The sequence below is a fragment of the Burkholderia sp. HMSC10F09 genome, from assembly GCF_001806955.1.
In the GTDB taxonomy this organism is placed as follows: domain Bacteria; phylum Pseudomonadota; class Gammaproteobacteria; order Burkholderiales; family Burkholderiaceae; genus Burkholderia; species Burkholderia multivorans.
Genome location: NZ_KV786714.1, coordinates 23,452 through 45,357 on the forward strand (window position 1 = coordinate 23,452; position 21,906 = coordinate 45,357).

Consider the following 21,906-nt stretch of genomic DNA (forward strand, 5'->3'; position numbering starts at 1 on the left):
GGCCGCGCTGATCCAGTGGCTTGCGATGCGCGCCGGCCTCGTCGCGCTCACCGCACCGTTCGCGCTCGCGTCGTGGATCACGGTGGCCGTCGCGCGGCGCTTTACCCTCGGAGAACCCGATGTCGTCATTCGCACACCGTCCTGATGCCGTCAAACCGGGCGGCCCGATCTCGGACGCCGAACGCCGGCTGCGCGTGGACCTCGCAGCCGCATACCGGCTCGTCGCGCTGAACGGCTGGGACGACCTGATCTACACGCATCTGTCCGCGACCGTGCCGGGCGAGCCCGGTCATTTCCTGATCAACCCGTTCGGTCTGGCGTTCGACGAAGTCTGCGCATCGAATCTCGTGAAGATCGACCTCGCCGGCAACCGGATCGGCGACGGCGAGCACGCGGTCAACGTGACGGGCTTCGCCCTGCATGCGGCCGTGCATGCGGCACGCCCCGACGCGGTCTGCGTGATGCATCTGCACAATACCGCCGGCATTGCGGTGTCGATCCAGCGCGACGGGCTGCTGCCCGCGTCGCAGCATGCACTGCGGTTCCACGGCGATCTCGCCTACCACGACTACGAAGCACTTGCGTTCTCTCCGGCCGAGGGCGCGCGGCTGACCGCGAGTCTCGGCGCGAAATCCGCGATGCTGCTGCGCAACCACGGCACACTGACGGTCGGCCGCACGGTCGCCGAGGCGTATGTCCTGATGGATACGCTGATCAAGGCCTGCGACATCCAGCTGCGCGCACAGGCAGGCGGCGGGCCGCTCGTGCTGCCGGAGCCGGCCGTCGCGGAGCGCACCGCCGAGCAATTGCGCGACGGCGGCGCGATCGAAGGCGAACTGGAATGGCCGGCGTTACTGCGGAGGCTCGACCGGATCGATCGGTCGTATCGCGATTGAGCGCGGCGGCGGCGGCATCCCGCGGAATCGATTTTTTCAAACCCAACCGGAGGTTTTTCCATGCCGACTTTCAGTATCCAGTTGTTCGAGGGCCGCACCGTCGAGCAGAAGCGCCAGTTCGTCGAAGCGATCACGCGCGTGACGTGCGAAACGCTCGGCTGCGAACCTGGCTCCGTCGATATCATCCTGACCGATGTGAAAAAGGAAAACTGGGCGACCGGCGGCAAGCTGTGGAGCGAGCCGCGCTGAGCAGCGTTCCGGAATCAGCGTGTGTTCGGTGTCTTGGGCACACGCTAGGCCGATACCCGTTTTCCTTCTCGGCAATGTCATCGGCAAGCCGAATTGGCTGAAGCCGGCCGGCTGCCTCTACCGGTAGCCGCCGATTCGGATTCCGGCACGGCGTCAACCGCTGCAATGCGTTGGCGGGATGCTAAACAGGACGCGTAAATGATCTCCGACAAGCAAGTCGCAAGCGCTCTGAACGACATGATCCTGCAAATGGGAGCCGACCTGGATCGATCCCTGCTGACGGTTCAGGCATCATGTCCGGAATCGGAGTTCGTCGCCTATCGCGAATTCGTCTCGCAAGTAATGAGCACGATGCTGACCGACTTCATGAACCCGCTCTACACGCGGCATCCCGACCTCAAGCCGCCCGAACTGACTTGACGGTCGCTGGCCGAGTGATGGTGGGCGAAGCCGAGACTCGCAAGAACCCGGCCCTGCCCCGCCGCCGCGACCGCCACGACCGCCGCGACCGCCGCGTCCACCGCACACAGCGCACGCCGCACCCGTTGTGCACCCGCACATCGCGTTGTCACGCAATCGGCGCATAATGCCGGGCAGACGCAGCAGCAACCGATGGCTCCACCCGACGAGGAGATCGCCATGGAAGCGAAGAACGAGGAAGTCGTCGCCCACCTGCTCTCCGACGTCGTCGAATTCGCGCGCGCGCGGCTGCCGGAAACGACGTTCCGCATCGTCGAGCCATTCCTGCGTCACTACTACGATTTCGTCGACGCGGACGATCTGCAAAACCGCAGCATCGCCGATCTCTACGGCGCCGCGATGGCGCACTGGCAGACCGCGCAGAAATTCGTCCCGGGCAGCGAGCGGCTGCGCGTCTACAACCCGATCCTCGAACAGCACGGCTGGCATTCCGATCACACGGTGATCGAGATCGTCAACGACGACATGCCGTTCCTCGTCGACTCGGTGACGATGGCCGTCAACCGCCTCGGCCTCGCGCTGCATTCCGCGCTGCACCCGGTATTCCGCATCTGGCGCGGCGGCAACGGCACGATCGAGCGCGTCGACGCCGGCGGCGCAACGCCCGACGACGGCCGTTCGCAACTCGCCTCGTTCATCCACTTCGAAGTCGATCGCTGCGGCGACGCCGCGTTGCTCGACACATTGCGCGACGACATCGCGCACGTGCTCGGCGACGTACGCGCATCGGTCGAGGACTGGCCGAAAATCGTCGAGATCGCGCGCGCGACGATCAAGGACATGAAGACGCGCGAAGCGACGGCCGAGGACATCGAAGCGCGCGCGTTTCTCGAATGGATGCTCGCCGATCACTTCACGTTCCTCGGGCAGCGCGACTATGCGCTCGTGTCGGACGGCCCCGGTTTCGCGCTGCGCGGCATCGAAGGCTCGGGCTTCGGCATCCTGCGCGAATCGCTGCGCTCGCCGGGCGCGCCCGACGTGACGCCGCTGCCGCCGGCCGCCGCGGCCATCATCTCCGGCGCATCGCCGATCTTTCTGACGAAGGCGAATTCGCGCGCCACCGTGCATCGGCCCGGCTATCTCGACTACGTCGGCGTGAAGCTCGCGGGCGCCGACGGCAAGGTGAGCGGCGAGCGCCGCTTCCTCGGGCTCTACACGTCGACCGCGTACATGGTGTCGAGCGCCGAGATACCGATCGTGCGCCGCAAGTGCGCGAACATCGTGCGGCGCGCGGGCTTTCTGCCGAAGGGCCATCTCGGCAAGTCGCTCGTGACGGTGCTCGAAACCTATCCGCGCGACGAGCTCTTCCAGGCCGACGAAGATCAGCTCTACGACATCGCGCTCGGCATCCTGCGGCTGCAGGAACACCAGCGCACGCGGCTGTTCGTGCGGCGCGACCGCTTCGACCGGTTCGTGTCGTGTCTCGTGTTCGTGCCGCGCGACAAATACAACACCGACCTGCGGCGGCGCATCGCGAAGCTGCTCGTCGATGCGTACAACGGCGTGAACGTCGAGTTCACGCCGCTGCTGTCGGAATCGGCCATCGCACGCATTCACTTCGTCGTGCATGCGGAGCCCGGCACGATGCCCGACGTCGATACGCGCGAGCTCGAAACGCGGCTCGTGCAGGTCACGCGGCGCTGGCAGGACGATCTCGCGGACGCGCTGCTCGACGCGTTCGGCGAGGAGCAAGGCAATCGTCTGCTGCAGCGCTACGCCGACTCGTTCCCGGCCGGCTACCGCGACGACTATCCGGCGCGCACCGCAGTGCGCGACATCGAGCTGATCGAGCGCGTGAAAGCGTCCGGCCAGCTCGCGATGAACCTGTACCGGCCGATCGAGGCCGGGCCGCGCGCGTTCCGCTTCAAGGTCTATCGCGCGGGCGAGCCGATCGCGCTGTCGCGTAGCCTGCCGATGCTCGAGCATCTCGGCGTGCGCGTCGACGAGGAACGTCCTTACCGCATCCAGACGCAGGATGCGGCGCCGGCATGGGTGCACGACTTCGGACTCGAGCTCGCCGACGATACGGAGTTCGACATCGAACGCGTGAAAGGCCTGTTCGAGGATGCGTTCGACCGGATCTGGAGCGGCCGGATCGAGAACGACGATTTCAACCGGCTCGTGCTGCGCGCGCATCTGAGCGCGCGCGAGGTCACGATCCTGCGTGCGTATGCGAAGTACCTGCGGCAGGTCGGCTCCACCTTCAGCGACGCCTATATCGAACGCGCGCTGACCGGCAATCCGGCCATCGCGCGGCAACTCGTCGAGCTCTTCGTGCTGCGCTTCGATCCGCGCATCGGCGACACGCGCGACGTGCAGGCCGAACGGCTGCTGAAGGCGATCGAGACCGCGCTCGATCAGGTGCCGAACCTCGACGAGGACCGCATCCTGCGTCAGTTCCTCGGCGTGATCAACGCGACCGAGCGTACGAACTACTTCGTGCACGACGCGAACGGCGAGCCGAAGCCGTACCTGTCGTTCAAGTTCGCGCCGGCGCGCGTGCCGGGGCTGCCGGAACCGAAACCGATGTTCGAGATCTGGGTGTATTCGCCGCGCGTCGAAGGCGTGCACCTGCGCGGCGGCCGAGTCGCGCGCGGCGGGCTGCGCTGGTCCGACCGGCGCGAGGATTTCCGCACCGAGGTGCTCGGGCTCATGAAGGCGCAGATGGTGAAGAACGTCGTGATCGTGCCGGTCGGGTCGAAAGGCGGCTTCGTCGTGAAGAATCCGCCGCCGCCGAGCGACCGCGAAGCGTGGATGCGCGAAGGCGTCGCGTGCTACCAGACGTTCCTGCGCGGGCTGCTCGATCTGACCGACAACCGCGTCGGCAACGCGATCGTGCCGCCGCGCGACGTCGTGCGCCACGACCCCGACGATCCGTATCTCGTCGTCGCGGCGGACAAGGGCACGGCCACCTTCTCCGACTACGCGAACGCGATCTCGCACGAGTACGGGTTCTGGCTCGACGACGCGTTCGCGTCGGGCGGCTCGGTCGGCTACGACCACAAGAAGATGGCGATCACCGCGCGCGGCGCGTGGGAATCGGTGAAGCGGCACTTCCGCGAGATGGGCGTCGACACGCAGACGACCGACTTCACGGTGGTCGGCATCGGCGACATGTCCGGCGACGTGTTCGGCAACGGGATGCTGCTGTCGCCGCATATCCGGCTGATTGCCGCGTTCGATCACCGGCACGTGTTCCTCGATCCGGCTCCCGACCCGGCGACGAGCTTCGCCGAACGCAAGCGGCTGTTCGCGCTCGAACGCTCGAGCTGGGCCGATTACGATCCGGCCGCGATCTCGGCGGGCGGTGGCGTCTATCCGCGCACCGCGAAGACGATCCCGCTGTCGCCGGCCGTGCAGGCCGCACTCGGCATCGACGCGCACGCGCTGCCGCCGACCGAGCTGATCCGCGCGATCCTCCAGGCGCCGGTCGACCTGCTGTACAACGGCGGCATCGGCACCTACGTGAAGGCGACGCACGAAACGCATCAGCAGGTCGGCGACCGCGCGAACGACGCGGTGCGCGTCAACGGCGCGGACCTGCGCTGCAAGGTGGTCGGCGAAGGCGGCAATCTCGGCTTCACGCAGTTCGGCCGCATCGAGTTCGCGCAGCGCGGCGGGCGGATCAACACCGACGCGATCGACAACTCGGCCGGCGTCGACTGTTCGGATCACGAAGTCAACATCAAGATCCTGCTCGGCCTCGTCGTCGCGGACGGCGAGATGACGGAGAAGCAACGCAACGCGCTGCTCGCCGAGATGACCGACGAAGTCGCGCTGCTCGTGCTGCGCGACAACTACTATCAGACGCAGGCGCTGTCTATCGCCGGCCGCTACGGCGTCGAGCTGCTCGATGCGGAAGCGCGGCTGATGCGCTGGCTCGAACGCGCGGGGCGCCTGAACCGCGTGATCGAATTCCTGCCGACCGACGACGAGATTGCGGAACGGCAGGCCGCGAAGGTCGGTCTCACCTCGCCGGAGCGCGCGGTGCTGCTCGCGTACAGCAAGATGTGGCTCTACGACGCGCTACTCGAATCGGACCTGCCCGAAGACCCGCTCGTGGCCGCGATGCTCGTCGACTACTTCCCGAAACCGCTGCAGCAGCGTTTCAGCGAGCCGATGCGTCGCCATCCGCTGCGCCGCGAAATTCTCGCGACGCATCTGACCAATGCGCTCGTGAACCGCGTCGGCTGCACGTTCATCCATCGGCTGATGGAGGAAACCGACGCGAAGCCGGGCGACATCGTGCGCGCCTGCATCGTCGCGCGCGACGTGTTCGATCTCGATGCGGTGTGGCGTGACATCGACGCACTCGACAACCGCGTCGCCGACGACGTGCAGGCGCGGATGTTCGTCGACGTCGCACGGCTGCTCGAACGCGCGGCGCTGTGGTTCCTGCGGCATCTGCATACGGGTGCGGGAGCCGGCGACGGCATCGCCGCACTGCTCGCGCGGTGTCGCGACGCGGTCGAGCGGCTCGCGCCGCAACTCCCCGCGCTGCTGCCGGCGGACGACCTCGACGCGCTGTCCGCGCGCCGGCGCGTGCTGACCGACGCCGGCGTCGATGCAGCGCTCGCCGCGCGTGTCGCGAGCGGCGACATCTCGGCCGCGCTGCTCGACATCGCGGACGTCGCGGCCACCTCGAATCGCGAACTCGAACTCGTCGCGGGCGTGTACTTCGCGCTCGGCACGCTGCTCAACTACGGATGGATCGGCGAGCGCGCGGCGTCGCTGCCGACGCCGACGCACTGGGACATGATGGCGCGCGCGGCGGCGCTCGCGGAAGTCGCGCGGCTCAAGCGCACGCTCGCGACGAGCGCGCTGGCGGAATCGCCGGAGTCGACGTCGCCGGAAACGATCGTCGCTGCGTGGCGCGTGCGCCGCGAAGCCGCGCTCGAACGTTACGGCCAGTTGCTCGCGGAACTGCGCGCATCGGGCGGCGCGAGCCTCGCGGTGCTGCTCGTCGTCGTGCGCGAGATGGCCGTGCTCGAGCGCGCGTAGCGTTTATACGGTCGCGACCAGCAACTCTTCCGCGTTGTTCGGCGGCCGCAGGCCGTCCGCACGCCCGCCGAAATAGCGCCGAGTCAGATCGGCGGCCGATACGTGCCCGGCCGTCGAGAAGCCCGCCTCGAGTGCGAGCGCGCGGATCTCGGCCGGCATGAAGAAACTGATGAACGGCGTGCCGCTCGCGCGCGCGCCCTTGTCCGCCATCTCGAGACCGGGTCGCACGTCGGGATCGGCGTGCTGCAGCGGCATCAGGAACGTCATCGCGAACGTGGTGCCGCGCGCGAGCGTCGCGACTTCCCGCAGCGTCGCCGCATTTGCTTCGCGCGTCAGATACATGCTGCCGCCGGTCGACACGACGACGGCCGGCTTGCCCGGATCGAAGCCCGCATCGACGAGCGCGTCGCGCCACGAGCGGCCTGCCTCGAAATCGACGGGCACGAAGCGCAGCCAATCCGGCACGCCGAAGCCGAGTTCGTTCAGCCGGCGGCGCTTCCATGCCTGCGGGCCCGGCCGGTCGACTTCATAGACCGTCACGCGCGCCGCCATGTCGGGGCGGCGCTGCACGAAGCTGTCGAGCCCCGCGCCGAGAATCACGTACTGACTCGCGCCGCGCGCGGCCTGCTCGACGACGAGATCCTCGATGAAGCGCGCACGCGCGACGATCGATGCGCGAAACGGCCGCGTGAATTGCGGATCCATGTCGCCGCGCTGCTGCCAGTCGGGCCCCGGCGCGAGCAGTTGCAGCCCCACTTCGTCGGCGAGCACGTGCGGCGGCGCATCGCATTCGACATGCAGCGCGCGCCAGAGCGCGACGCGCGCGGCGGTGCTGTCGGGGCCCTGGTCGACGGTGTCGTTCATCGCCGCGCCCTCACACGCTCGACTGGCCGGGCCGCCCCGGCGCCTGCAGTCGCCATACGCGACCGTCCGGATCGCGCACCGTCATCTCGCGCGTGCCCCAGTGCGTGTCCTCGAACGGCGTGACGACGTCGACGATCGGCTGCGGCCGCACTGCCGCCTCGTCGGGCACCTTCAGCACGACCTGCATGTCCGTCTTTTCGCCGGGCGGCACTTCGGCGATGAACAGATACGGGCCGTCGCCGTTGCGAAGCTGGCCCGACTGGTGATCGGTTTCGAATTCCAGCGTAAAGCCCAGCGCCTGGAAGAACTTCGCCGATTTGCCCCAGTTGTGCGTGGTCAGGAAAACGGCTTCGATTCGCTCGGACGACATGTCATTCCTCCGTGGTGGACGCGTCCGCCGGCGGCGGCGCGGCGAGATACGCGCGCAATGCGTCGGCTACCAGCGCCGACAGCGACTGTTCCGTTTCGATTGCGCGATGCTTGCCCTGCCGGATCAGACTCAGCGGCAGATACACGTTGAACTGCTTCACTTCTTCGTCGGTCATGGTGCTAGTATGCTAGCAAACTAGGAAAAGTCAAATGCCCGTGGCAGGTATCCGCGTGGCATGCAGCTCGCGCGAAACGCGGCGCGCACCGTCGCCTCGCGCCGCGTGCAGGACGGCGCCGTCGTTCATGCGTCGCGCACGCGGGCCGCCGCGCGCACGAACAGCGCGTCAAGATCGAAGCCGGTGGTATCGATGCCGATCGTGTCGCGCAGGCACGCGGCCCACGCGGCCCGATCGTCGAACGTGACGGTCTGCGCTGCGCCCGTCGCGTCGCGTACGCTCAGCACCGTGTTGAACAGCGTCGCCTGCCCCTCGGGCAGCACGCGGCAGGCGATCAGGTCGTTCACGAACAGCGACTCGGGATAGGTCGACGTGAACCAGTTCGCGGCATCGTAATCGACCCACTCGGCCGGCTTCAGCGCGAAGCGATACATCGTCTGCCAGCCGTCGCGCGTCTCGCACTGCATGTCGAATTCGTCGTCGCCGTGCGCGTCGATCCGGAACGCGCCGTGCGGCGTCGTCTGCCGCTCGCCGGGCGCGAACCGCATCGGCGCGGTCAGCGTCGCGGTGCCGAAGCCGACGTCCGCGAACCACACCGTGCCGTCAAGATCCACGCGCAGCAGCATATGCGTCTTTGCCGTCGCGACCTCGGGCGGCCGCATCCAGCGCACGCGCGCGATCAGCGGCGTCACGCGAAAGCCGATCGTCGTGAGCGCCGTGTAGAACAGCTTGTTGAGTTCGAAGCAGTAGCCGCCGCGACCGCGCTCGACGAGCTTGTCGACGACGGCCGGCAGGTCGAGCGCGACGCGCGTGCCGGTCAGCGGATCGAGGTTCTCGAACGGAATCGCGCGCGGATGCCGCAGATGCAGCGTACGCAGCACGTCGAGCGTCGGCTCGGCGGGGCCGTCGTAGCCGATGCGCGCAAAGTAGCGCGCGAGGTCGAACGAATCGGTCATGGGACTGCACCAAGGAGGGGAATGCGCCACGATAGCATCGTGCGAAATCCCCGTGGTGCGCGAAACGACCGTTCGGCGACGCACGCCGCGATCGGGCGGCGGGCCGCGCCTCGCGCTACGGCAGCAGCTTCAGCGCCGAGGACGCGACCGACGGCACCGAAATGCCCTGGCTCGTCGCGAACTGCACGGCCTGGCTCAGCGTCGTCGCGAGCGACTGCAGCTGACCGGGCGCGCTCTGCGCGATATACGACGCGGCCTGCAGGTTCTGCGGATTGAGCCCGGCCTGCAGCAGCGACGCCGGATTCGTCGAGCCGAGGCCGCCGAGCGCCGGCTGCAGCTGCGAGTACTGCGTGAGCCCTTGCCCGAGCGAGGCGAGGCCGTTGCTGAACGCCTGCTTGTCGACCGCGCCCTGCGTCGCGCCGCCGCTCGCGAATGCCTGATCGAGCGCCTGCGACACCGACTGCTGCGCGCCGCCCATCTGCGACAGCGCGGCCGGCGTCAGCGCATCGCCGTTGCCGAGCACGGCCGCCGCCTGCTGCGCCTGGCCCGCCGCACCGCTGAGCCCCATCGCCGACGCGAGCGACGACTGGCCGGCGAGCACCTGCCGGTTCGCGCCGACGTAAGCCTGCAGCAGCTGCGCGACGCCGCCCTGCGCGGGCGCCGCCTGCTGGCCGCCGCCGAGCAGCGACGAACCGATCGACTGCAGATCGAGCTGCGCATGGGCGGCGCCGCTCAGCAGCATGCCGAAGGCGATGCCGGCGAAGGCGAGATGTCTGCGCGCCGCGCGGATGTGTTTCATACGTTGTCCTCGTGCCCGAATGGTGGAGCCCGATATTGTCGAAGCGCGTCGCACGCGATCGCAACGACTGAAACACATCGAAACGAATCGGACGGCACGCGCGCGTGCATTGATCGGAATCGACCGCGCGAAATCAAGCCTTGCGTCGCGATTCGTTCCTTTTCCGCATCAATGCGCATGCTTGCGCGTCGCCGCGATTGACGCCGCCCCCGCCGTTTCTTACGATTCGCCCCGCTTCGCGCTGCTGTGTCCGCACCGCGCGCGGTTCGTCCACCGTCCGTCCCGCAAGGAAAATCATGCCGCCCGTTTCGCTGCCCGGAACCTCGCCCGCCGCCCTGTCCGTTCGCGTTCCGCGTCGCCTGTGCATCGCGGCGCTGGCCTGCACGGCGCAGCTGCTCGCGGGCGCCGCCGCCGCACAGCAGGCACCGGCCGCCGCGGCCGCGCCGACCTCGCCCGTGCCGGGCGCCGAGGCAGACAGCCTCTGGACGCGCGACACGCTGCTCGGCGACATCGGCGGCCTTCGTCCATGGCTCGGCAAGTACGGCGTCACGCTCGCGGCGACCGAAACGAGCGAGCTGCTCGCGAACCTGCACGGCGGGCTGGAGCGCGGCGTCGGCTATCACGGCGTCACGACGGTGACGCTCGGGCTCGACACCGAGAAGGCATTCGGCTGGAAAGGCGGCAGCTTCAACGCGAGCGCATTGCAGATCCACGGCCGACAGTTCAGCCCGAGCCATCTCGGCACGTTGAACACCGCGAGCGGCACCGAAGCCGACGCCGCCACGCGCCTGTGGGAGCTCTGGTATCAGCAGTCGCTGCTCGACGATCGCGTCGACGTGAAGATCGGCCAGCAGGCCGTCGATCAGGAATTCCTGACGAGCACGTACTCGGCGACGTTCATGAACACGATGTTCGGCTGGCCCGCGCTGCCGTCATACGATTTGCCGAGCGGTGGCCCTGCGTACCCGCTGTCGGCGCTCGGCGTGCGCGTGCGCGCAAAGCTGACGCCGTCGCTGACCGCGCTGGCCGGCGTGTTCGACGGCGATCCGCTCGGCAACCATCCGGACAATCACAGCGGCACCAATTTCAACCTGCACAACGGCGCGCTGTTCATCGGCGAACTGCAGTACGCGATCAATCAGGACGATGCGGCCGGCGGCGCGGTGAAGTCGGGCGCGCTGCCCGGCACGTACAAGCTCGGCGTCTGGTATCACAGCGGCAGCTTCGCCGATCAGCGCGACGACACGACCGGCCGTTCGCTCGCCAGCGCCGATTCGACGGGCATCGGCCGGCCGCATCGCGGCGACTACAGCGTCTATGCGGTCGCGGATCAGATGGTATGGCGCGCCGGCCCCGACAGTCCGCGCAGCGTGGGCGTGTTCGCACGCGTGATGGCGGCGCCCGGCGACCGTAACGTCGTCAGCGCCGCCGCGAACCTCGGCGTCGTGCTGAAAGCGCCGTTCGCCGGCCGCGACAACGATTCCGCCGGCCTCGCGCTCACCTACGTGAAAGTCGGCCGCCATGCACGCGCGCTCGACGAGGATGCGCGCGCATTCGGCGGTGCGCCGTACGGCGTGCGCGGCAGCGAAACCGCGCTCGAAGCGACCTACAACTACCAGGTCGCGCCGTGGTGGCAGATTCAGGCCGATGCGCAATACACGTTCAATGCGGGCGCAGGCCAGAATCCGGACGATCCGCGCGCGCCGCTGCACAACACGTTCGTGCTCGGCGTGCGCACGACCATCACGTTCTGACGGCGGCCCGCGCGCACGCGCGGCGTGCGGCCTGCGCGCGGCCGACCGCGAACCGCCTCATCGCGTCACGCGGCCATCCACGCCGGCAGCCGGCGACCGACCCAGTCGGCCGCGCGCTCGTAGCCGCGCGCAAGCTGCAACACGGCGAGATCGGCGCGCGGACGCCCGATCAGCTGCATCCCCATCGGCAGCCCTGCCTCGTTGAAGCCGACCGGCACGCTGATCACCGGGCAGCCGGCCAGCGTCCACGGGACGACCGTTTCCATCCAGCGATGATAGGTGTCCATCGCGCGCCCCGCGATTTCGTTCGGCCAGCGCTGCTCGACGTCGAACGGAAATACCTGCGCAGTCGGCGCCGCGATGAAGTCGTAGCGATCGAAAAAACGCAGCACGGCCTGATGCCACGCGGTGCGCTCGACGCTCGCGTCGAACACCGCGGCGCCCTGCATCGCGAGCAGCCCTTCGACCTCGTAGATCGCTTCCGGCTTCAGCAGCGCACGGCGCGCCGGGTCGCGATAGTGCGCGAGCAGCCCGCCGCCCGACAGCAGATGCCGATGCGCGAGCCACAGGCGCCAGATGCGCTCCGGCGCGAATGCGGGCAACGCCGCATCGACGTCGCAACCGATGTCGCGCAGCGTCGCGAGCCCCTGCTCGCACTGCGCGAGCACGCCGGGCTCCGTCGCGAGATAGCCGTTCCAGTCGCCGACCCAGGCGATGCGCGTGCCCTTCACGTCCGCCTCGAGCGGCTGCCCGAACACGGCCGGATCGTCGGCGAGCGACAACGGATCGTTCGGATCGTAGCCGGCCTGGATCGCGAGCAGTTGCGCGACGTCGCCGACCGTGCGGCCCATCGGGCCTTCGATGCCGAGCTGCTGCATGTAGACGTCGACGCCCGGCCAGCGCGGCACGCGGCCCTGCGACGGGCGGAAGCCGTAGATGTTGCAGAACGCGGCCGGATTGCGCAGCGAGCCGCCGAAGTCGCTGCCGTCGGCCACAGGCAGCATCCGCGATGCGAGCGCGGCGGCCGTGCCGCCGCTGCTGCCGCCCGCGCTCTTCGTCAGGTCGTACGGATTGCGCGTCGCGCCGTATACGTCGTTGAACGTGTGCGAACCGAGGCCGAACTCCGGCGTATTGGTCTTGCCGATGAAGATCGCGCCGGCCGCGCGCATCCGCGCGACGCCGACCGAATCGGCCTGCGGCACGTGATCGCTGAAGATCCGCGAGCCGTAGGTCGTCACGAGCCCCTTCGTCATCGCGAGATCTTTCGGCGCCTGCGGCATCCCGTGCAGCCAGCCGTGATATTCGCCGCGCGCGAGCGCCGCGTCCTTGTCCGCGGCTTCGCCGAGCAGCGCGTCGCGGTCGCGCAGCGCGACGATCGCGTTCACGGCGCCGTTCACGCGCTCGATGTGATCGAGATACGCGCGCATCGTCTCGACGCACGACACGGCCTTGCTGCGGATCGCCGAGGCGAGCTCGCCGGCCGACAGGCGCACGATCGGGTCGACGGTGATGGAAGCGGGAGCGAGAAGCTGCGGGGCGCCGTGCGGCATGCGGGTCTCCTGAAATCGAATGGGAAGCCGGACCGTATCGTGACGGCCGCGCGTCGCGGCGGGCGCGGCGCGCCGGTCGTCGTCGCTCTACTCTACGCGACGCGCGCGACGCGACCTCCGATATTTTCCACGGACATTCATCGAGAATCCGACTGAATCGGCGCAGCAATCGAGCCGGTCGCCATGCCGCGCAGCCGATCGGTGAAATCGTTTATGCGCATAAAGTTAAATTTCTTATATTTCCAATAAGCGCAACACGATCGTCAGCGTTGACGACATTTTTACGCGACCGTGCGGACTTTTTAGACCGCTCGCTGCGATCGCGCATTACGCTGAAAGCCTGTCGATTACGGGATACCGTCGATGCTCAAGCTGCTGGTTCCGGTCGGTCATGCTCCCCGTTCGCTTCAGGCGGTTCGCCATGCGGCCTTCCTCTACCGCGAACGGTGCGCGTCGGAAGTCGTGCTGGTCAACGTCCAGCCGCCGCTCGAGGCCACACGGCTCGAGGCGTTTCATCCGCTGTCGCGGCTGCGGTCGATCGAGGAAAAGTTCGCGAACGACGACCTCGCGAGCGCGCGGCGGATCCTGCAGGAAGCCCGCGTTCGCTACAGCGTCGTGCAGAAAGTCGGGCCGGTGGCCGCGTCGATCGCGGCGGCAGCCGCCGAGACGGGCTGCGATGAAATCGTCGTCGTGGCGCCGAAGCGTGATCCGTTTCACACCGTCATGTCGATGTTCAGACGCACTGTGATGGACCGCCTCATGCGCATCTCGAACGTGCCGATCACGACGGTGCGATGAGCGTCGCGGTGCGCCGGATTGGCGAGCGCGTAGTTCGCGCCGACGTCTGACGCGCTGCATCGCGAACGAGACTGCCGGCGCACGCGTGCCGATGCCCGCGATGCCGGCGGACCGACTCCGGTCGGCCGTTGGCCGTCGCGCAATGCGCGCCGTCGCGCTTACTTGATTGCCTTGCGCCAGAACACGAGATAGGTCGCCGCGGAAGACGCGAGCAGCAGGATCGCCCACAACGGCGCCATGCTGATCAGGACGGAAGTGACGTTAAGCATTTGGATTCCTCACTGTTCGATAGCGATAGGTTGGACACGTACACGCTCGACCGGAACCGGAGCGCATACGCTTACCGCTTGTCGCCCACCGCGTTCCGTCAGCGCATGAGCTCATGCTATCGCCGCGACCGGCAATACGACCGTCTCGCGCTTCCCGCACTCTGATATTCGTCAAACTGGCGTCGATCTCCGCGCCCTTGCGCGCCGGCTCCGCTACCCGCGAGCCGCCGTAGCGAAAAAACGGCCGGCGCAAGGCACCGGCCGCGCCCTTTCAACAGACGTTTACCGGGGGAAGCCCCAAGTGCTCGGCGTGGTGCGTCCGCGTTACGCTTGGACCATAAGGAGACGAACCATGAGACGAGCCGTACACATCGCATTTTTCGCGCTGCTGGTTTATCTGATCGGCGATCGCGCGATGCTGCACGCGCAAGGCCGCGACGCCGGCCCGGCCGCGTGTGCGGAGCGGGCCGAACAGGTGCGGTACGACGCGCTCGGCCGCGGCTTCGGCAGCGCCGCGGCCGACAGCCAGCGCGAAGCGTTCATGTCGGGCTGTCTCGTCACCGGGCGTGCCGATCAGGACGTCGCGATGGCGGCTCGCTGACGCCGCACGCCGACCGGCGTCGGCCGGCCGGCACGCTCCCACGCCTCCCGCCGACGATGCAAAGCGACGGCGACTGCGCTCGCCGTCGTCGTCGTCTTTTCCCGCCGCACTGCCCGTTCAACTGAATCCGCGACGATCACGTCGTGCGCCTTGTCCGGCGCGCTCTGCTTCCTGAAAACGCCGCCGGTACCATTGCCCGCCGTGCGCGCGGGCACGGGAATTGCGCCCCGATTGGCCCCTCTCCACGGGCCGCGATCATGAACGACACCGAGTCCAGCAATCCGCCGGCGGATCGCCCTCACGCCGCAACGTGGCTGCGACGCCTGGGGCCGGGACTCATCACCGGCGCTGCCGACGACGATCCGTCCGGCATCGGCACGTACTCGCAGGCCGGCGCGCAATTCGGGTTCGAACTGCTGTGGTCGCTGCTGCTGACCTATCCGCTGATGACGGCCATCCAGCTCGTCAGCGCGCGCATCGGCCGCGTGACCGGCAAGGGCCTCGCGTCCAACATGCGCACGCACTATCCGCGCTGGCTGCTGTATGCGACCGTCGCACTGCTGCTGATCGCGAACGTGATCAACATCGCGGCCGACCTGTCGGCGATGGGCGCTGCCGTCGACCTGCTGCTGCACGGCCCGCAACAGCTGTACGTCGTCTGTCTGGGCGGCGTGTCGGTGCTGCTGCAGATCTTCGTTCCGTACGAACGCTACGCGCGACTGCTCAAATGGATCGCGCTGGTGCTGCTCGCGTACGTGGCGGTGGCGCTGATCGTGCCCGTGCCCTGGAGCGAAGTCGGTCGCGCCCTCGTGCGGCCGCACGTGCAGCCAAGCGCGGCCTACTTCACGACCGTCGTCGCCGTGCTCGGCACCACGATCAGCCCGTACCTGTTCTTCTGGCAGGCCTCGCAGGAAGTCGAGGAACTGGAGGCCGCACCGCACGCGCACTCGCTGCGCCGCGCGCCGCATCAGGCACCGGCGCAATTGCGCCGCATCAGCGTGGACACGTGGGTCGGCATGGGCGTATCGAATCTGATCGGGTTCTTCATCACGCTGACGGCGGCCGCCACGCTGAACGCGCATCACATCGACGTCAAGACGTCCGCCGATGCCGCACGCGCGCTCGAACCGCTCGCCGGACACTTCGCCTACGTGCTGTTCGCGCTCGGCATCATCGGCACCGGGCTGCTGGCGCTGCCGGTGCTCGCCGGATCCGCTGCGTATGCGGCGGCCGGCACGTTCCGCTGGCGCAACAGCCTCGCGCTCGAGTTCGGCGTCGCACGCGAGTTCTATGCGGTCATCGCGCTGGCGATCGTCGGCGGCATCGCGATCACCTTCATGCATTTCGATCCGATCCGCGCGCTGTACTGGAGCGCCGTGATCAACGGCGTCACGGCCGCGCCGATCATGGTCGTGATGATGCTGATGGCCGGCAGCACGCGCATCATGGGCGAATTTGCGGTGAAAGGCGCGCTGAAATGGGGCGGATGGATCGCGACGTTCGCAATGGCGATCGCCGCGCTCGGCGTGTTCGTGCCGGGCTAGGCCGCGCGCGCTCGGCGCTCGACAGACGACATCAAAACGGAGGGGATCGTGCCCAGGAAGGCCAGAAAAACCGCGCGATCGGCGCTGCCTGCCAGCGACGCGCGCGCGCAGGTTCTCGCGAGCCTGCGCAGCCGCAAGATGGCGCGCTCGATCCACACCTTCACGCGCGGCAGCGCCGAGCGCTTCTATGCGTGGCTCGCGGAGCACCGGTCGGGCGCGGTGCCCGAGGGCCCGGCCGTCTGGATCGGCGGCGACTGCCATCTTGGCAATCTCGGCCCCGTTGCGGACAAGACCGGCGAAGTCGCGGTGCAGATTCGCGATCTCGACCAGAGCGTGATCGGCAACCCGGCGCACGACCTGCTGCGGCTCGGCTTCTCCGTCGCGACCGCGGCGCGCAGCTCCGATCTGCCCGGCATCATCACGTGGCGAATGATCGAAGCGCTGATCGCCGGCTACGAGCAGGCGTTCGATCCTCGCCGACGCAACGACGGCGAGGGCGACGCGCGTCCGGCCCCCGTGAAGATCGCGATGAAGGCCGCGTTGCATCGTTCGTGGCGCAAGCTCGATCGGCAGACGATCCGCGATGCCGCGCCGCGCATTCCGCTCGGCAAGCGCTTCTGGCCGCTGTCCGACGACGAGCGCGCCGCGATTCACGCACTGTTCGAATCGGCCTCGGTGTCCCCGATCGGCGCGGCGCTGAGCCCCACCGCGCGCGGCAACGCGAAGATGAAAGTGCTCGACGCCGCGTATTGGGTCAAGGGCTGCAGTTCGCTCGGGCGGCGGCGCTTCGCGGTCATGCTCGATATCGACGACGGCTGTGCGGACGGCCACCCGCCCTGCCTGATCGACATCAAGGAGGCCGCGGCCGCCAAGGCGCCGATGCATCGCGGCGCGCAAATGCCGCGCGATGCGGCCCAGCGCGTGGTCGAAGGTGCGCGCCATCTGTCGCCGATGCTGGGAAGCCGGATGTGCGCGGCGCGCCTCGACGGGCATTCGGTCGTGATTCGCGAACTGATGCCGCAGGATCTCAAGCTCGAAGCGGAACGGCTGTCGGAGGACGATGCGATCGCGGCCGCGCGTTATCTGGCGCGCGTGATCGGCCGCGCGCATGCGGCACAGATGGACGGCGCGACGCAACGGGCATGGCGCGCGGCGCTGCGCAGCCAGCATGCCAAGACCGTCGACGCGCCTTCATGGCTGTGGCGCAGCATCATCGAATTGATGGCCACGCACGAAGAAGCCTATCTCGAACATTGCCGGCGCTACGTGCTCGGCACGACGCTCGGCTGAGCGGACGACACGCATCGCTCGCGGCCCGCGCGATCAACGGCCGTCGTTCGTGCGAATCACGAGTTCGTCGAAACCGGTGCGCGCGTCCGGTTCGCGGGAGAAGCGATGCTCGGGCAACAGCGCGAGCAATATCTCGGCGGTCGTCCGCACGATGCAGCCGTGCGCGACGTGGCCGCCCGATACGTGGCCGTGCGCGTCCGACACCGACATATGCAGATGCGCGCCGTGCGGCGAGACGGAGCCGGCCAGCGTGAGGATTTCCAGATCGCCGCGCAGTTCGGTCGGCGCGTCGACGCCGGCGAAACGCAACTGCGCGGCGTCGAGGCTGCCGATGCCCTGCAGCACGAAGGCCGCGTGCGCGCCGAGCCGCCGCAGCGCGTGCTCGATGGACGCGCGCAGATCGTCGCCGGGGGAAAGACGCAGAGGATGGGCTTGCATCGTCGATACCTGCGAAAGGAAGGCGTCGACCAAGCGTACGTTCGACGCTGCGATCGGGCAAGTCCGCCGCCCGAGCACATACGGCAGCGCATGGGCGCGAGCAGCGGAGCGACGTGACACCGATACGGCGACCGTCGTTCGCCGCGCACGCTCGCGAGTGCGCGAACGCAACGAGGCTAGGACCAGGTCCGGACCTTTCGCGTTTCGTGCGGCAAGCCGGCCATCGCGGCCGGCTGCGCTTACGCCTCGAGCGCTTCGAGCACCTTGCCCTTCGTCTCGATCCCGACGAAGTACACGGTAACGGCCGCAATCAGCGGCACCGCGCCGAGCAGATAGAACGCCGGGCTCAGATCGCCGCCAATGATCGCGTGCGGGACGATCATCGGCGCCGCGAACGATGCGATCTTCAGCCACGCGCTGCCGAGCCCGCAGCCCGACGCGCGGATGCTCGTCGGATACTGCTCCGGCGTATAGACGTACGCGGTAATGAAGCCCGACGCCATCAGACCGAGCGACAGCGAGCAGAACGTCGCGACGACGTAGACCGACGATGCGTGATAGATGCCCGCGAGCGCCAGCGACAGTGCGCACAGCACGAACGACCACACGATCACCGGCTTGCGGCCGAGCTTGTCGACGAGCAGCGCCGACGCGAGCGAACCGAGCACGCCCATCACCGAGCCGATCACCGCGAGATTCAGCGCGAGCTGCAGCGGTGCGTGATAGAAGTTCTTGTAGATGGTCGGCAGCCACGTCGACAGCCCGTACTGGATGAACCCGCAAGTCGCCCACAGCGTCGCGATCGCGAGTGTGCGCTTGCGGTACGCGCGGCTGAACAGGTCGAGCATCCGGCGCTTCGGATGCTGGCGCACCATTTCGTCGAACGCGGCCGTCTGCGTGACGGGCGGCAGCTCGCCGCGCACCGACGTCTCGAACGCGCTCACGGCGCGGCCGGCTTCGGCCAGCCGCCCGCGCGACGCGAGCCAGCGCGGCGACTCGGGCACGACGTGCGTGAGCACGAGCGCCAGCAGCAGCGGCAACCCGCCGACGAAGTACATGATCTCCCAGCCGAAGCGCGGCACGAGCCACGCGCCGAGCGCCATCGACACGAGCAGACCGATCGGGAACACGATCTCGTACAGCAGCACGAAACGGCCGCGGCCATGTGCGCGCGTGATCTCGTTGATGTAGGTCGCGGCGACCGGCAATTCACCGCCGAGCCCGAGCCCCTGCAGGATCCGCAGCAGCACGAATACTTCGAACGTCGGCGCGAAGCCGCAGGCGATGCTCGTGATGCCGATCACGGCCGAGCTCCACGCGATCGCCTTCACGCGGCCGTGCTTTTCCGCGAGTGCGGGAAACAGGAATGCGCCGATCAGCTGACCGATCGCGCCCGATGCGATCAGCATGCCGATCTGCGTCGGCGACAAGCCCCACTTGTGAATCAGCAGCGGCAGCGTCGCCGCGATCGTGATCACGTCGAAGCCGTCGAAGAACGTCGCGGTACCGATCAGTATGCGCGCGCGGATTTGCATCGCATTGGCCGGAAGCCGCTCGAGCCGCGCGATGATCGCGCCGGGCGTGGAGGCGGCAGCTTCCATCGCGGCCCGACCGGCCACGACGTTATCGAAAGTGCTCATGCGGGAACTCTCCTGGATCTCGTGTGGGTCTGGCCGCTCAGGCAAGCGCCTTGGTCGTGTCTGCCAGGGCTTCCCTATCCACTGTCCGGCCCTGGTTCATCCACTTGCGCGCGAGCTTCAGTTCGCGCGCGTTGTTGATGGCGACGACACCTCTCACATGCCCGTCGCCGAGGAAAAACAGCGTTGCGCGGCGCGCGGCGAGATCGCCGCGCACGACGAGCTGCGCATCGGCCGGCAGATCGCCGAGGATCTGCAGGTTCACGTCGTACTGATCGGACCAGAACCAGGGAATCTCGGCGTACGGTGCGCGCACGCCGAGCACCGCCTTCGCGGCCGCGATCGCCTGGTTCTGCGCATTGGCCCACGATTCGAGCCGCACGCGCCGCTTCAGCCAGCCGTTGTGATGATTCGCGACGTCGCCGCACGCGAAGATCGCCGGGTCGCTCGTCGCGCCGAACTCGTCGACGACGATGCCGTCGTCGACGGCCAGCCCCGCGTCGCTCGCCAGCGATGCGTTCAGCGCGAGCCCGATGCCGGCCACCGCGAAATCGGCGTCGATCGTCGTGCCGTCGGCGAGCGTCGCGCGCACTTTCGACGCGTCGTCCGGTTGCGCGTCGAGCGATGCGAGCGCAGCACCGAGCCGCACGTCGACGCCGTTCGCGCGATGCAGGTCGCAGAGAAAATCCGACACGATCGGCGGCACCGAGCGGCCGCACAGCCGCGGCGCGCCTTCGACGACGACCGCGTCGACGCCGAGCTTGCGCGCGGTCGCCGCGACTTCGAGGCCGATCCAGCCGCCGCCGATCACGAGCACGCGCCGGCTCGCGCGCAGCTTCTCGCCGAGCGCGGCGGCCTCGTCGAGCGTGCGCAGGTAGTGCAGGTTCGACGTATGGACGACCGCGTCGGGCAGCCGTCGCGACGTGCCGCCGGTCGCGATCACGAGGCGGTCGTATTCGGTCTCGCGACCGCTCGCGGTCTTCACCACGCGCCGCGCGCGGTCGATCGATTCCGCGCGTTCTGGCTGCCAGGCCTCGACGTTCAGTGCGTCGAACTCGTCCGGGCGCACGACGCGCACGGTCTCGATGTCCGCGTCGCCGGCCAGCACGGCCTTCGATAACGGCGGGCGCTCGTACGGCAGATGCGGCTCGTCGGCGATCATCACGAGACGGCCCGCATACCCTTCCGCGCGCAGCGTCTTCAGTACCCAGCCGGCCGCCTGCCCGCCGCCGATCACGACGATCGTGCGCGGCGCATCGGTGTTCGCGTCGCTCATGATTTGCGCTCCGTCATGAACTTGCCTTCCGGCGCCTTGGCGTCCTTCTGCCGGCGCGTGTTGCCGTCGAGGCCGCCGTCGACCGCCCACTCGGCGAACACGGTCGGGCCCGGCTCGAATTCGCGCGGCTGCCAGTCGGGCGTCAGCACGTCTTCGTCCGCGTAGTACTCGATCAGGCCGCCGGCCGGATTCTGGAAATACCAGAAGTACGCCGACGACACCGGATGACGGCCGGGCCCGAGCTGCGTCTGCCACCCGCAGCGGTCGATGTGCATGCCGCCGCCGAACACTTCGTGGATGTCGCGCACGGTGAACGCGACGTGGTTCAGGCCGCGCTTGCCGTTCGGCAGCGCGAGCAGGAACAGGTCGTGATGGCCGCCGTGCGGCGCGCAGCGCATGAACGCACCGCGGCCCGGATAGCGGTCCGAGGTCTCGAAGCCGAGCAGGTCGTGATAGAAGCGCTCCTGCTCGTCGAGGCAGTTCGTGAAGAACACGACATGCCCGACCTCGACCGGCTCCGCGCGCGCATAGACGGGGCTCGGCTGGTCGACGCGCAGCGCCTTGCCCCATACGTTCGACGGCGAACCGGTGATGTCGAGCGCACGCTTGCGCGTGACCTCGATGCGGATCGCCATCCCGTTCGGATCGATGCAGCCGATCGCATCGTCGTGCGCGTAGTAGCCGGGCTGGCCGGCGAGCTTGCCGCGCAGCGCGTCGAGTTCCGGCTGCGTCGCGACGCCCCACGTGACCTCGCGCAGCGTCGGGCCGCTCTCGAACGCGGGCGGCAGCGCCGGATCGTCGGCCTTCACGACGCGCACCGTACAGCCGTTCATCGTCTCGAAGCGCGCGTGCGTCTCGTCATGCGCGACTTCCTTCAGTCCCCAGTCCGCGAAAAAGCGGCGGCACGTCGCGAGGTCGTCGACGCCGTACGTGATCTGCTCGATACCCAAGATGGTCAT

The 21,906-nt window shown here is 68.3% G+C and carries 19 protein-coding genes and 1 pseudogene; 10 read left to right on the forward strand and 10 right to left on the reverse strand.

Annotated elements, in window-relative coordinates:
- From HMPREF3115_RS32460 to HMPREF3115_RS14500, 5 genes and pseudogenes are all read left to right on the forward strand, one after another.
- Positions 1-145: pseudogene (locus HMPREF3115_RS32460) on the forward strand (urea transporter); the annotation flags it as partial.
- A complete protein-coding gene (locus tag HMPREF3115_RS14485; protein ID WP_069221015.1) occupies positions 120-896 on the forward strand; it encodes a class II aldolase/adducin family protein in 777 nt (258 codons plus the stop codon). The pseudogene HMPREF3115_RS32460 and the gene HMPREF3115_RS14485, both read left to right, overlap by 26 nt.
- 60 nt (positions 897-956) lie before the next feature.
- Positions 957-1,145 carry a 4-oxalocrotonate tautomerase gene (locus HMPREF3115_RS14490; protein WP_070554880.1) on the forward strand — a complete coding sequence of 63 codons (189 nt, stop codon included), beginning with the start codon at positions 957-959 and terminating at the stop codon, positions 1,143-1,145.
- A 198-nt stretch (positions 1,146-1,343) separates the two neighbouring features.
- Positions 1,344-1,565, forward strand: coding sequence for a hypothetical protein (locus HMPREF3115_RS14495; RefSeq protein WP_006403235.1), 222 nt, complete (start codon positions 1,344-1,346; stop codon positions 1,563-1,565).
- 219 nt (positions 1,566-1,784) lie between these two features.
- Positions 1,785-6,626, forward strand: coding sequence for an NAD-glutamate dehydrogenase (locus tag HMPREF3115_RS14500; RefSeq protein WP_070554882.1), 4,842 nt, complete (start codon positions 1,785-1,787; stop codon positions 6,624-6,626).
- A 3-nt stretch (positions 6,627-6,629) separates the two neighbouring features.
- Here the strand turns inward: HMPREF3115_RS14500 and HMPREF3115_RS14505 are convergent, their stop codons facing one another.
- From HMPREF3115_RS14505 to HMPREF3115_RS14525, 5 genes are all read right to left on the reverse strand, one after another.
- Positions 6,630-7,490 carry a class I SAM-dependent methyltransferase gene (locus HMPREF3115_RS14505; protein WP_070554884.1) on the reverse strand — a complete coding sequence of 287 codons (861 nt, stop codon included), beginning with the start codon at positions 7,488-7,490 and terminating at the stop codon, positions 6,630-6,632.
- 10 nt (positions 7,491-7,500) lie between these two features.
- Entirely contained in the window at positions 7,501-7,860 is a 360-nt protein-coding gene (locus tag HMPREF3115_RS14510; RefSeq protein WP_070554886.1) for a VOC family protein, read from the reverse strand.
- A gap of 1 nt (position 7,861) precedes the next feature.
- A complete protein-coding gene (locus tag HMPREF3115_RS14515) occupies positions 7,862-8,035 on the reverse strand; it encodes a CopG family transcriptional regulator (protein ID WP_070554888.1) in 174 nt (57 codons plus the stop codon).
- Positions 8,036-8,160: 125 nt separating this feature from the next.
- Positions 8,161-8,991, reverse strand: a complete 831-nt coding sequence (locus HMPREF3115_RS14520) for an arylamine N-acetyltransferase family protein (RefSeq protein ID WP_006403230.1) — start codon at positions 8,989-8,991, stop codon at positions 8,161-8,163.
- Between the two features lie 115 nt (positions 8,992-9,106).
- Positions 9,107-9,790: a hypothetical protein gene (locus HMPREF3115_RS14525; protein WP_006403229.1), complete on the reverse strand. Its 684-nt coding sequence runs from the start codon at positions 9,788-9,790 to the stop codon at positions 9,107-9,109.
- A 296-nt stretch (positions 9,791-10,086) separates the two neighbouring features.
- On the opposite strand from HMPREF3115_RS14525, the gene HMPREF3115_RS14530 reads away from it, so the two are divergent.
- The gene (locus tag HMPREF3115_RS14530) at positions 10,087-11,544 is read left to right on the forward strand and encodes a carbohydrate porin (RefSeq protein ID WP_070554890.1); all 1,458 of its coding nucleotides are present in this window, start codon (positions 10,087-10,089) and stop codon (positions 11,542-11,544) included.
- 65 nt (positions 11,545-11,609) lie between these two features.
- Here the strand turns inward: HMPREF3115_RS14530 and HMPREF3115_RS14535 are convergent, their stop codons facing one another.
- Positions 11,610-13,094 (reverse strand): amidase, encoded by a 1,485-nt coding sequence (locus tag HMPREF3115_RS14535; protein ID WP_053298426.1) that lies wholly within the window; start codon positions 13,092-13,094, stop codon positions 11,610-11,612.
- Between the two features lie 363 nt (positions 13,095-13,457).
- Between HMPREF3115_RS14535 and HMPREF3115_RS14540 the strand changes: the two genes are divergently transcribed.
- The 4 genes from HMPREF3115_RS14540 (at position 13,458) to HMPREF3115_RS14555 (ending at position 17,596) form a co-directional block, all read left to right on the forward strand.
- Positions 13,458-13,892 carry a universal stress protein gene (locus HMPREF3115_RS14540; RefSeq protein ID WP_070554892.1) on the forward strand — a complete coding sequence of 145 codons (435 nt, stop codon included), beginning with the start codon at positions 13,458-13,460 and terminating at the stop codon, positions 13,890-13,892.
- 621 nt (positions 13,893-14,513) lie between these two features.
- A complete protein-coding gene (locus HMPREF3115_RS14545) occupies positions 14,514-14,762 on the forward strand; it encodes a hypothetical protein (protein ID WP_006403221.1) in 249 nt (82 codons plus the stop codon).
- A gap of 257 nt (positions 14,763-15,019) precedes the next feature.
- Positions 15,020-16,306: an NRAMP family divalent metal transporter gene (locus HMPREF3115_RS14550; RefSeq protein WP_006403219.1), complete on the forward strand. Its 1,287-nt coding sequence runs from the start codon at positions 15,020-15,022 to the stop codon at positions 16,304-16,306.
- Positions 16,307-16,354: 48 nt separating this feature from the next.
- Complete coding sequence (locus tag HMPREF3115_RS14555) at positions 16,355-17,596, forward strand: DUF2252 family protein (protein WP_070554893.1); 1,242 nt, start codon at positions 16,355-16,357, stop codon at positions 17,594-17,596.
- 33 nt (positions 17,597-17,629) lie between these two features.
- Here HMPREF3115_RS14555 and HMPREF3115_RS14560 read toward each other — a convergent pair whose 3' ends face one another.
- From HMPREF3115_RS14560 to HMPREF3115_RS14575, 4 genes are all read right to left on the reverse strand, one after another.
- A complete protein-coding gene (locus tag HMPREF3115_RS14560) occupies positions 17,630-18,034 on the reverse strand; it encodes a PPC domain-containing DNA-binding protein (RefSeq protein ID WP_053298495.1) in 405 nt (134 codons plus the stop codon).
- 239 nt (positions 18,035-18,273) lie between these two features.
- Complete coding sequence (locus HMPREF3115_RS14565) at positions 18,274-19,674, reverse strand: MFS transporter (RefSeq protein WP_006403216.1); 1,401 nt, start codon at positions 19,672-19,674, stop codon at positions 18,274-18,276.
- Positions 19,675-19,711: 37 nt separating this feature from the next.
- Positions 19,712-20,947, reverse strand: coding sequence for an NAD(P)/FAD-dependent oxidoreductase (locus tag HMPREF3115_RS14570; RefSeq protein WP_070554895.1), 1,236 nt, complete (start codon positions 20,945-20,947; stop codon positions 19,712-19,714).
- Entirely contained in the window at positions 20,944-21,906 is a 963-nt protein-coding gene (locus tag HMPREF3115_RS14575; RefSeq protein WP_059940458.1) for a VOC family protein, read from the reverse strand. The genes HMPREF3115_RS14570 and HMPREF3115_RS14575 overlap by 4 nt, the downstream gene beginning before the upstream one ends.